Source organism: Kingella sp. SNUBH-2017 (genome assembly GCF_028680565.1).
Taxonomy (GTDB): Bacteria; Pseudomonadota; Gammaproteobacteria; order Burkholderiales; family Neisseriaceae; genus Kingella_D; species Kingella_D pumchi.
Genome location: NZ_JAPHVK010000004.1, coordinates 86,747 through 98,392 on the forward strand (window position 1 = coordinate 86,747; position 11,646 = coordinate 98,392).

Annotated in this window: 9 protein-coding genes, 1 tRNA gene and 1 pseudogene; 5 read left to right on the forward strand and 6 right to left on the reverse strand. The window is 57.0% G+C overall.

What is annotated here, in order from left to right; genetic code table 11:
- Positions 1-276: 276 nt before the first annotated feature.
- Both OP500_RS04775 and tsaA read right to left on the reverse strand, forming a co-directional pair.
- A tRNA-Ser gene (locus tag OP500_RS04775) sits at positions 277-367 on the reverse strand.
- 184 nt (positions 368-551) lie between these two features.
- Positions 552-1,253 (reverse strand): tRNA (N6-threonylcarbamoyladenosine(37)-N6)-methyltransferase TrmO, encoded by a 702-nt coding sequence (tsaA, locus tag OP500_RS04780; protein ID WP_274070348.1) that lies wholly within the window; start codon positions 1,251-1,253, stop codon positions 552-554.
- Between the two features lie 309 nt (positions 1,254-1,562).
- Here tsaA and OP500_RS04785 point away from each other — a divergent pair, with 309 nt between their 5' ends.
- Positions 1,563-2,630 carry an outer membrane protein gene (locus OP500_RS04785; protein ID WP_274070349.1) on the forward strand — a complete coding sequence of 356 codons (1,068 nt, stop codon included), beginning with the start codon at positions 1,563-1,565 and terminating at the stop codon, positions 2,628-2,630.
- Between the two features lie 119 nt (positions 2,631-2,749).
- Here the strand turns inward: OP500_RS04785 and OP500_RS04790 are convergent, their stop codons facing one another.
- The 4 genes from OP500_RS04790 to OP500_RS04805 form a co-directional block, all read right to left on the reverse strand.
- Positions 2,750-4,189: an NAD-dependent succinate-semialdehyde dehydrogenase gene (locus tag OP500_RS04790; RefSeq protein WP_274070350.1), complete on the reverse strand. Its 1,440-nt coding sequence runs from the start codon at positions 4,187-4,189 to the stop codon at positions 2,750-2,752.
- A gap of 287 nt (positions 4,190-4,476) precedes the next feature.
- Positions 4,477-5,655: a 5-demethoxyubiquinol-8 5-hydroxylase UbiM gene (gene ubiM, locus OP500_RS04795; protein ID WP_274070351.1), complete on the reverse strand. Its 1,179-nt coding sequence runs from the start codon at positions 5,653-5,655 to the stop codon at positions 4,477-4,479.
- 202 nt (positions 5,656-5,857) lie between these two features.
- Positions 5,858-6,832, reverse strand: a complete 975-nt coding sequence (locus OP500_RS04800; protein ID WP_274070352.1) for a PhoH family protein — start codon at positions 6,830-6,832, stop codon at positions 5,858-5,860.
- A gap of 52 nt (positions 6,833-6,884) precedes the next feature.
- Positions 6,885-7,796, reverse strand: coding sequence for a patatin-like phospholipase family protein (locus tag OP500_RS04805; RefSeq protein ID WP_274070353.1), 912 nt, complete (start codon positions 7,794-7,796; stop codon positions 6,885-6,887).
- 241 nt (positions 7,797-8,037) lie between these two features.
- Between OP500_RS04805 and pdxA the strand changes: the two genes are divergently transcribed.
- The 4 genes and pseudogenes from pdxA (at position 8,038) to OP500_RS04825 (ending at position 11,633) form a co-directional block, all read left to right on the forward strand.
- On the forward strand, positions 8,038-9,024 hold the full coding sequence (pdxA, locus tag OP500_RS04810) for a 4-hydroxythreonine-4-phosphate dehydrogenase PdxA (RefSeq protein WP_274070354.1): 987 nt from the start codon (positions 8,038-8,040) through the stop codon (positions 9,022-9,024).
- Between the two features lie 176 nt (positions 9,025-9,200).
- Positions 9,201-9,593 (forward strand): annotated as a pseudogene (locus OP500_RS04815) (ATP-binding cassette domain-containing protein); the annotation flags it as partial.
- Positions 9,594-9,818: 225 nt separating this feature from the next.
- A complete protein-coding gene (locus tag OP500_RS04820) occupies positions 9,819-10,544 on the forward strand; it encodes an RTX iron-regulated FrpC family protein (RefSeq protein ID WP_274070355.1) in 726 nt (241 codons plus the stop codon).
- Between the two features lie 81 nt (positions 10,545-10,625).
- A complete protein-coding gene (locus tag OP500_RS04825; RefSeq protein WP_274070356.1) occupies positions 10,626-11,633 on the forward strand; it encodes an IS5 family transposase in 1,008 nt (335 codons plus the stop codon).
- The last annotated feature ends 13 nt before the right edge of the window (positions 11,634-11,646 follow it).

Sequence of the window (11,646 nt, forward strand, 5' to 3'; positions counted from 1 at the left end):
AACAAATAGCGGTCAATTTAACAAAATGCCGCCCTTAATTAAACCGTCTTAAAAAGAGACAGATTTTTTTGTAAACTATTGTAAATGGCATGAGATTGCACCCTAGCCGGATTTAGCCCGATTTTGCTTTCAAATTTGAGCCGAAACGGCAAAATTAAGCAAAAGGCACAAAACACACCGTTTTTTTCAGGCTGCCGCTTTCCCAACAGCCGTTACACACAAAAAATCCCACACCAATCAAAACCACCCTGATTGATACGGGATTTCTTTAAATCTTGGCGGAGAGGAAGGGATTCGAACCCTCGATACGCTATTCACGTATACACGCTTTCCAGGCGTGCGACTTCAACCACTCATCCACCTCTCCAAGCGATAAGCGGCGCATTGTATAGAGGGCGGTGGCGGCAGGCAAGGATTTTATGCCCCTCTGCTGCCGCGGCGCATGAATTTTTTTACTTTTTTTTGCATACGCCGTTTACGCTCTGTTTCCGTTTTGCAACAAGTTCTATTTGTGAAATCAAGCGTATGTTTAAAGCCAATCAGAAACGTTTTCACTTGCTGCCATTCGCATCTTTCAGGCTGCCTGAAACGGCAATAATCCGCGCACAGCCCTTCTCGATAAAAAACCGTACATCCGCCCCGCCTACGGCCATCGCATACTCGCGATCCGGAATATCCTGATAGGCCGGGCGCGGGTCTTGGGCGATGCTTTGCTCGACAAGCAGCCTGAAAGCCTCGTCTAATCTGTCAGCACCGCTTTCAGGCTGCCATTCGACCCGCAGCTGCGGCGGGGCTTCGGCAGCAAAGCCGGCGGCGGCATCGGGGCGGGCTTCAACAAAAGGAATATAGGGTTTGACATCGACCACTGGCGTGCCGTCAAGCAAATCGGCGCCGCTGCATTCGAGAAACACCCGCCCGTTTTCCTGCCCCACAGCTTCGAGTTTCAGCAGCGACAAACCCAAATGGTTCGGCCGGTGCGGGCTGCGGCTGGCGAAAACACCTACCTTTTTGCGCCCGCCCAAACGCGGCGGCCGCACCATCTGCGCCCAGCCTTCGGCCAGCGCGTCGTGAAAGACAAACTGCACCCAGATATAGCCGAAACCTTCCAACCCACGCACGCTGTCGGCGCCAAACTGCGGCGCAAATTCGATGCGGCAGCGCGCGGCCGGCACCAGATGCGGCTGGCGCGGAATGCCGAATTTCTGGGTATAGGGGGAACGGATGGTGGCAACAGCTTCAATGGTATAAGACATAATCGCAAACAGTTGGCAAAACGGCGCCGGCTTTCGCTTTCAGGCAGCCTGAAAACCCGCCGGTGCTGCTGGATAAAAGAGACAGATATTTTCAGACTGCCGGCAAAACAATGAAACGGCAAAGCAGCCTGAAAGCCGGAACTTGCCATAAAATTGCCGCTTTGTCGCCGAATTTATCGGAAAATATTGAAATTTCCTATACGGAAAAGGCCGGCGCATAGTAGAATCACTTTATCCCGATACGCCCGAAGCATTTGTCCGCCTCGGGATTTGTGTTGAGGAGCTTCCCATTTTTATAGGAAAACGATTATGAAACGTTTGAAATTCTTACCTGCAATCACCGCTTCCGCCCTGGCTCTGATGGCCGCCGGCGCCCAAGCCGGCATGGTTTCCGACGCACACGGCAACGTGGGTTACGACACCGCTGAGGAATGCGACGCCGCCGTCCACAACGGCACCGCCCGCTTTTACCAGTCTGCCACCCATAAAAAACCGCTGCTGCGCAAAGGCGAACGCAAAGTAGCCGTTGCCACCATCCGCGACCTCGGCCCGCAATACGCGCTGGGCGCCTGCGACATGGGCGTGGGCCACAAATTCGGCCGCGACGGCGTAGCCCGCGCGCTGCAGGGCAAATACGTACCCTACAGCCCCGATATGCCGGTAAACGTGTACTCCGACGCCAGCGGCCGTGCCGTTCGCGTGAGCATGCAGCAATGCGACAACCGTTTCTCTGACAACGCACCGCGCCCCGTCGCCCCGATGGAACAACGCCAGCCCGAGCCGGTAGTGGCGCCCGAGCCGCAGCCGGTAGTCGAGCCGGCACCCGAACCCGCTCCCGAGCCTAAGGCTTCCAGCGGCATCCGTCCCTATGTGTTCGGCACTCTGGGCGCGCTGCAGGACGGCTACAAATACGAAGAGCCGGGTTACACCGAAAGCGAAAGCAACACCCGCGCGGCCGGCCAAATCGGTGCCGGTGTCCAGTTCAACAACCTGCTGGGCGCCGAGCTTTACTACCAAGGCGGCGACAAGCACCGTTTTGACGACGGTGCCGGCGGCAAAAACAAAGTGCAAAACCACACTTACGGCGGCCGTGTAACCGTTGGTGGCGATATCGGTGAAAAATTCCGCCTGTTCGGTAAAGCCGGTGTGGCCGGTGTCAAACACAAGCTCAAAGATACCGACGGCGACTCTTACAGCTTCAAAACCAAAGCCCGTCCGACTTTGGGTATCGGCGGCCTGTACAAATTCACCGAAAACCTCGGTCTGCGTGCCGACTACGACTACTACTTCCGCAAAAAAGAGCGTGAAGAAAACGGTGAGAAGTTCACTTGGAAAGGCAACCACTACGTTGGTGCCGGTGTCCAATACACCTTCTAAACCGCCATCGGTTTAATGCCGTCAAAGGCAGCCTGAAACTTTCAGGCTGCCTTTTTTGTTTTGTGTTTGCGGCGTTTGCAAACAAACAGCCTGAACCCAGGCTTTCAGGCTGCCTTCAATCAAATCCCGCCCAGCGCCACATATTTGGTTTCCAGATACTCGTCCAGCCCGTATTTCGAGCCTTCGCGCCCCAATCCGGACTGCTTGACCCCGCCGAACGGGGCGGCGGCGTTGGAGATGATGCCGGTGTTCACGCCCACCATGCCGTATTCCAGCGCTTCGGCCACGCGCACGCAGCGGGCAAGGTTTTGGCTGTAGAAATAGGCGGCGAGACCATATTCGGTGTCGTTGGCCAGGGCGACGGCTTCTTCTTCGCTGTCGAAAACGAACAGCGGGGCGAGCGGGGCGAAGATTTCTTCGCGGGCCACGCGCATTGTTCCGTTGGCGCCGCCGATAACGGTGGCGTCGAAAAAGCGCCCTGCCCCGCTGCCGCCGCACAGCACGCGGCCGCCGTTTTCCAGCGCGTCGGCCAGCAGCTCGCGGGTGTGTGCGGCGGCTTTGTCGTCGATTAAGGGGCCCAAATCGCTGGCGGCATCGAAGCCGCTGCCGGTTTTCAGGCTGCCTGCGGCGGCGGCGAACTTGGCGGCAAAGGCGTCGTACACGCCGCGCTGCAGATAGATGCGGTTGGCGCACACGCAGGTTTGGCCGGCGTTGCGGAATTTGGCGGCAACGGCACCGGCCACGGCGGCAGCCACATCGGCGTCGTCAAACACGATAAAGGGCGCGTTGCCGCCAAGCTCGAGCGACACTTTTTTGATGCTGCCGGCGCATTGGCGCATCAGCTCGCGGCCGGTTTCGGTGGAACCGGTGAAGCTGAATTTGCGCACCAGCGGGTGTTCGGTCAGCACTTTGCCGATGGGGCGGGCGGCGCCGGTAATCACATTGAACACGCCCGCCGGAATGCCCGCCTGTTCGGCCAGCACCGCCAGCGCCAGCGCGGAAAACGGCGTTTGCGATGCGGGGCGCACGACAAAGGTGCAGCCGGCGGCCAGCGCGGGCGCGGCTTTGCGGGCGATCATCGCATTGGGAAAATTCCACGGCGTGATGGCGGCGCACACGCCGACGGGCTGTTTGAGCACCAGCACGCGGCGGTCGGCCGCGGGCGCGGGGATGGTGTCGCCGTACACCCGCTTGGCCTCTTCGGCATACCACTCGACATACGACGCGCCGTAGGCAATCTCGCCCTCGGCCTCGGCCAGCGGCTTGCCCTGCTCCAAAGTCAGGATTTCGGCCAGCGCGCGTTTGTTTACCAGCATCAGCTCAAACCAGCGGCGCAGCAACGCGGCACGCTCGCCGGCGCTTTTGGCGCGCCAGTTTGGCAGCGCGGCATAGGCAGCCTGAACGGCGCGCTCGGCCTCCGCCGCGCCCATATCCGGCACGCTGCCGACGGTTTCGCCGGTGGCGGGATTGTCCACCGCCAGCACGGTGCCATTGCCGGCATCCAGCCAGCGGCCGCCGATATAGGCTTGGGTTTTGAACAGGGCGGGATGGGGGGTCATAACGGCACTCCTTGCGGCAAATGATGGAATGGCGATTGTAAGCGGATGCGGGGAAAAAGGCAGCCTGAAAGCGGGACTGATTGTTTTCAGGCTGCCTGCTTGGACAACGGAACGCGGCAAACGGTACACGCTACGCCCCCTGCGGCAGGCAGCCTGAAAACAGAAAAAATCTTTGCCCAACGCTGCTTTTCAGGCTGCCTGTTGCGGGAAAACCGGTCTTCAAACCAAAAAAGCAGCCTGAAAACCATGTTTGGTTTTCAGGCTGCTTTTTTGCCGATAGAACAAAATCAACCGGTAAGCTGGCGGCTGATCAGTTTTTTCAGCGGCGGCAGATTGTTGCTGATGCGCAGTACGGCGCCGCGCAGGGCTTTGACCGGACGGGTTTCGGTGGTAAAGAAGTTCACCATCGCATTGGTGCCGTGATACAGCGGGCGGGTGTGGAGCTGGTGTTCGATATTGTATTTTTCCAGCAACTTGTGCGAGCCGATGTCGCGGCCTTTTTTCTCGGCTTTCAGAATCAGCTTGGCGAGAATGTCGGTGCTTTCCAGGCCGAGATTGTAGCCGTGGGCGGTAACCGGATGCATGCCGACGGCGGCATCGCCGATCAGCGCGGCGCGGGTGGCGTAAAACTTGCTGGCATGCACGCCCATCAGCGGATAGCTGTGGACGGTGCCGGCCGGCTCCATATCGCCCAGGCGGCCGCCGAGCATTTTCTGCGCTTCTTTGGCCAGCTCTTCGGGCGTCAGATCCAAAAGTTCGGACGCGCGGGTGTTTTGGATGGTTACCACGCAGTTGGTCATGTGCTCTTCCAAGGGCAGCAGCGCCAGCGTGCGGCCGTAAAAGAAGCATTCGCAGGCGGTGTGTTCGTTGGAAACGGTGTGTTTGGTGCGGAACACGATCACGGTGCGGCCGAAATCGTGCATATCGGCGGAAATACCGAGCTGGCGGCGGGTTTGCGACAGGCGGCTGTCGGCGGCAACCAGCAGGCGCGCGTGCAGGGTTTCGCCGTTTTCTAGTTCCACCGTGGCGGCTTCGCGGTCGGTGCGCACGCTTTTGACGCCGACGCCGCAGCGCAGGCTAACATTGGGCAGCGACACCGCTTCTTCGTAGGCGGCGCGGCGGATGTTGTGGTTGGAAATCAGATTGCCCAAGCGGTCGGTGGGGCCGCCGCGGGCGTGTTTTGGCTCGGCAAAATGTAGGGTGTAGTCGGACTTGCCGTTGAACACTTTGGCATCGCGCAGGCGGTAGATTTCGTTTTCGGGGATGCGCTGCCACATGCCCAGCCGCTGCATGATTTCGCGCGAACGGTGGGTGAGCGCGATTTCTCGGCCGTCGTAAGCGGGATTCTGCAGGCTCTCTTCGGGCGCTTTTTCGATAACGGTGATGCGCAGGCCGCTGTCTTTAAACTGGCGGGCGAATGCCAAACCGGCGGGGCCGCCGCCAACGATGATGATGTCGCTGTCCATAATTCCTGCCTTGCTTTGAGAGTGGAAAAAATCGCTGCCGATTGTAACCGATGCAGCCTGAAAGCCCAAACCGGCCGTGGCCACTGTTTGACCTGCGCCAAAAACTTTCAGCAAAAATATTTGTTTTGCCGATCGCCCTGCTATCCGGCACGGGCAAAAGTTTCAGGCTGCCTGAACGATCAAGGCAGCCTGAAAGGCGGATTCAGCCGTTTTTGCCGTCTGCGGCTTCTTCCGCCGCATCGTAGGCATCGACGATTTTCTGCACCAGCGGATGGCGGACGACGTCTTCGCTGGTAAAGGTATGAAAGTAGATGCCTTCGATGCCGGCGAGTTTTTCTTTGGCGTCGCGCAGGCCGGATTTGATGTTGCGCGGCAGGTCGATCTGGCTCAAATCGCCGGTAATCACGGCTTTGGCGCCGAAGCCGATGCGGGTCAGAAACATCTTCATCTGCTCGGGCGTGGTGTTTTGCGCTTCGTCGAGAATCACATAGGCGCCGTTGAGCGTGCGGCCGCGCATATAGGCGAGCGGGGCGATTTCAATCAGCTGTTTTTCCAAGAGTTTGCTTACGCGGTCAAAACCCATCAGATCGTAAAGCGCGTCGTAGAGCGGGCGCAGATAGGGATCGACTTTCTGCGCCAGATCGCCGGGCAGAAAGCCGAGTTTTTCGCCGGCTTCGACGGCGGGGCGCACCAGCACGATGCGCTCGATCTGGTGTTTTTCCATGGCATCGACGGCGGCGGCGACGGCTAGGTAGGTTTTGCCGGTGCCGGCGGGGCCGAGCCCGAACACAACATCGTGGTTCAGCAGCGCGCGGATATAGCCGTTTTGGCGCGGGGTGCGGCCGCCGAGTTTGCCGCGCCGGATGCGGAAGAAATACTGGTGGCTGCCGTCGTTTTGCGGCTCGAAGGCGGCATCGGCGGTTTTGGCTTCGACGGCGGCCAGGCTGATGGTGCCGTCGTCCAAATCGCCGTGTTCGGCGGCTTCGGCCAGCGCGAGCAGGGCGCGGCGGCCGGCGTGGGCGTTGCCGCCGGTGAAAGTGAAGTCGGCGAAGCGGCGGCTGATGTCGATGTCCAGCGCTTTGGCCAGCGCGGCAAGGTTGCCGTCAAACGCGCCGCACAGGCGCTGCAAAACGGTGTTGTCGATGTCTTCAAAAGACAGGTGGACGGTATGGCTCATGGGGTTTTCCTGCGGCGGCTTTCAGGCTGCCTGAAAGCCGCCGCCGTGCGGTTTAATACTGGTAGCGCGCCAATGCGGCTTTGATTTTCGGCAACGCGGCGCGGGCGGCGGCTTCGCCCTGGCGGATGGCTTCGGCCTTGCGGTCGAAACCGCCCACCGAGCCCATATCCTGCACCTGCGGTTTGATCACCACATCGGCTTTGGAAAGCTCGTTGTTGAGCGCGGAGATGCTCATAATATTGAGCGTCTGATCGAGATAAGACAGAAAGTCCTTGCTCACCGCCTGGGTGGGCTTGGCGGAAATATCGACGGCAATCACGAAATTCGCCCCCTGGCTGCGGGCGGCGCTCACCGGCACCGGCTGCGCCAGACCGCCGTCAACATATTTGCGCCCGCCGATCAGCACCGGCTGGAACACATTGGGAATCGCCGCCGAAGCGCGCACCGCCTGGCCGGCATTGCCGTGGTTGAAGGCTACCGCCTTGCCGGTGGAAAAATCGGTGGCCACCGCGGCGAATTTCAGCGGGAACTGCTGGATCGGGCGGTTGCCGACCTTGCGGTTGATCCAGTTTTGCAGCTTCTCGCCCTTGATAAAGCCGCTGGTGGATAAGGTGAGATCCACCAGCTCGGTTTTGCCAAGAATCTCCGCTTCCAATTCCATGCGGTCGGGCGACATGCCGCTGGCGTACATGCTGCCGACGATCGAGCCGGCGCTGGTGCCGGTTACCACCTGCACCGGAATGCCGTTTGCTCTCAGCACTTTGATCACGCCGATATGGGCAAACCCTTTAGACGCGCCGCCGCCCAGCGCCAGCCCGATTACCGCTTTGGGCTTGGTTTTCGACGAAGGCGGCGTGTTTTTCGAAGTTTGCGGCGGCGCCGAAGTGCTTGGGCAGGCGCTCAAAGACAAAACGGCGGCGGCAGATACGGCCGACAGCAGCAGACGGCGGCGGGTACGGTTCATAACGGACTCTCTTTCGGTTTTGGTTTTTTTCAGGCTGCCGTTTTTGCCGCTTTCAGGCTGTCTGAAAGCGGCAAAAACGGCAGCATCCGGCGGCAATTATAACGGATTTCGTCAAAACCGCTTTTTTGCCGCCGCCAAACCGTTTCAGGCTGCCTGTGCCGCCACTGCCGGCAAAGCCCTTGCCCGCCGCCGTGCCGCGCCAGTATCATCGCCACCCTTTTTTTGTGTTTCCCGCCCCGCCATGAACCCCCTACCGCTTGCCGTTACCAGCGGCGAACCCGCCGGCATCGGCCCCGACATCTGCCTCGATCTGGCCGCTGCCGCCCTGCCCCGCCGCACCGTGGTGCTCGGCGATATCGGCCTGCTGCGCCAACGCGCCGAGCAGCTCGGCAAAAACGTCGCCATCGCCGACTACCACCCCGAACACCCGCCCGAAAGCGGCACGCTCGAAGTGCTGCACATTCCGCTGCGCGCGCCCTGCCGCGCCGGAGAAGCCGACCCCGCCAACGCCTCCTATGTGCTCGAATTGCTCGACACCGCCCACGCTGGCATCGCCGCCGGCCGCTTTGCCGCCATGGTTACCGCGCCGCTGCACAAAGGCGTGATTAACGACGCGCACCTTTCAGGCTGCCTGTTTCAAGGCCACACCGAATATCTGGCCGCCAAAGCCGGCGCAAAACGCGTGGTGATGATGCTCGCCGGCGGTGGCCTGCGCGTGGCGCTGCTCACCACCCACCTGCCGCTCAAAGACGTGCCCGCCGCCATCACCCGCGACACCGTGCTCGAAACCGCCCGCATCCTGCACCATGATCTGCGGCACAAATTCGCCATTGCGCAGCCGCGCATCCTGCTGGCCGGGCTGAACCCCCACGCCGGCGAAGGCGGCCATCTCGGCCGCGAAGAAATCGACGTGATGATCCCAGCGCTGCACCAACTGCAAAGCGAAGGCATCGACATCCGCGGCCCCTACCCTGCCGACACCCTGTTCCAACCCTTTATGCTCAAAGACGCCGACGCCGTGCTCGCCGCCTACCACGACCAGGGGCTACCGGTATTGAAATACGCCTCCTTCGGCGAAGGCGTCAACATCACCCTCGGCCTGCCCTTTATCCGCACCTCCGTCGATCACGGCACCGCCCTCGATCTGGCCGGCAGCGGCCGCGCCCGCAGCGGCAGCCTGCTCGAAGCCGTGCGCCTCGCCCACGAGCTGGCCGGCAAAGCAGCCTGAAAAGCGGACAAGGGCAAAAAAAGCAGCCTGAAAGCCAAAAATCGGTTTTCAGGCTGCTTTTAGTGTGCGGTTCAGCGCCTTGCTGCAGGTCGGATACTTGTATCCGACATTGCTGCTACCCACCCGCATGCCGCCCCTGCGGCCGGCAGTCGGATTCAAGAATCCGACCTACGGGGGCTGCCAAGCTCGCCGGCGCCCACGACTTTATTATGGAACTTGCCGAAGGCTACGACACCGAAGTCGGCGAACAGGGCGCCGGCCTGTCCGGCGGCCAACGCCAGCGCATCGCCATCGCCCGCGCCCTGATCAGCGACCCGCGCATCCTGATTTTCGACGAAGCCACCAGCGCGCTCGACTACGAATCCGAACGCGCCATTATGCAAAACATGCAGGCCATCTGCCGCAACCGCACCGTACTCATCATCGCCCACCGCCTGTCCACCGTACGCATGGCGCACCGCATCATCGCCATGGACAAAGGGCAAATCGTGGAAGCCGGAACGCATGAAGAACTATTGGCGCGGGAAGACGGCTATTACCGCTATCTCTACCGTTTGCAAAACGGTTAGGAAAACGGCAAAGGCAGCCTGAAAAACCGGTTTTCAGGCTGCCTGTTGTGTAAATGTTCTAGATGGTTGGATTAAGATTCGTTTGCGTTGACGTGTTGGTTTGGTGGAAATAGAATTACCCAAATTTAGATTCAAATAGAATAATGGTGATGTTTCCCAATAAAAGCAGAAATAACTAGCTGGTAACATTTACCAAATTCCAAATAAAAGTTTAAGAGAAAATTAATGAAAAATGTATTGCTCGCAATTACGGCATTTATTTTTTTACTTTTTCTACAACAAAAAAGTTTTAATAGCGAAAAGGAGCTCAATGCGTCAGATTATGATGATAAGGAACCCATTACAGGATTTGAAAGAGTAATTAAGTTTGAAATTAATAAAAAACAATTAAATATTCCATATGGATATTTATCTAATCTTAGCATGAAAAATGGTACATTATGGCCTTCTAATGAGCACAAGGTTTATCAAGGTGATTCAATGGAAATAAATGTATATGCAGACTGGAGTACGGGAAATATACATTTACTGCCCTATAATCAAAAAACTAAAAAACATTTTCAAAAGTCTTGGCCTGCCGGTTTGATGAGCAATGTAATTCTAATCCAAGATAAATGCAAAATTAATATTGAAAATTATAAAAATAATTTGAATTCATTTGGATATAAAAAAATTTACTCTAGTAATATTGAATATGAAGCATGGGAAAGAAGAAATCCTGAAATTCCTAGAGTTCATCAAATTGATTACTTAAAATTTGGATATAATCAATTGATTATTAATCAAGTTCATGAGGATAATGGGATCTATAATTATATTGTGGGGTTCTGTTTTAATGGCCTTGGTATTTCTTATTACCCCTCAATGAGAGATAAGAGATTAAACACTCAAGATGAAATATTTCAATATCAATCAGAAGTAGAAAGAATAATAAGTAGTTTTTTTAATTAGTAAAAAACAGTCAATACGAGACCTTTGCAAAATCCCCCCAAAATCCCCTAAATTCCCACCAAGACATTTAGGGGATTTCTCATGAGCACCTTCTTCCGGCAAACCGCACAAGCCATGATTGCCAAACACATCGACCGCTTCCCACTATTGAAGTTGGATCAAGTGATTGATTGGCAGCCGATCGAACAGTACCTGAATCGTCAAAGAACCCGTTACCTTAGAGACCACCGCGGCCGTCCCGCCTATCCCCTGCTATCCATGTTCAAAGCCGTCCTACTCGGCCAATGGCACAGCCTCTCCGATCCCGAACTCGAACACAGCCTCATCACCCGCATCGATTTCAACCTGTTTTGCCGTTTTGACGAACTGAGCATCCCCGATTACAGTACCTTATGCCGCTACCGCAACTGGCTGGCGCAAGACGACACCCTGTCCGAATTGCTAAAATTGATTAACTGCCAACTGACCGAAAAAAACCTAAAAATAGAGAAAGCATCCGCCGCCGTCATTGACGCCACCATTATTCAGACCGCCGGCAGCAAACAGCGTCAGGCCATAGAAGTCGATGAAGAAGGACAAGTCAGCGGACAAACCACACCGAGTAAAGACAGCGATGCCCGCTGGACAAAGAAAAACGGTTTATACAGACTCGGTTACAAACAACATACCCGCACCGATGAGGAAGGCTATATCGAGAAACTGCACATCACCCCCGCCAATACCCATGAGTGCAACCACCTGTTGCCTTTGTTGGAAGGTATAGCCAAAGATACGACCGTCTATGCCGATAAAGGCTACGACAGTGCGGAAAACCGGCAACATCTGAAAGACCATCAGTTGTTGGACGGCATTATGCGCAAAGCCCACCGCAACCGTCCGCTGACGGAAGCGCAAACCAAACGCAACCGATATTTGTCGAAGACCCGTTATGTGGTGGAACAAAGCTTCGGTACGCTGCACCGTAAATTCCGCTACGCCCGGGCAGCCTATTTTGGTCTGCTCAAAGTGAGTGCGCAAAGTCATCTGAAAGCGATGTGTTTGAACCTGTTGAAAGCGGCTAACAGGCTAAGTGTGCCTGTTGCCGCCTAAAAGGCGGCCCGGA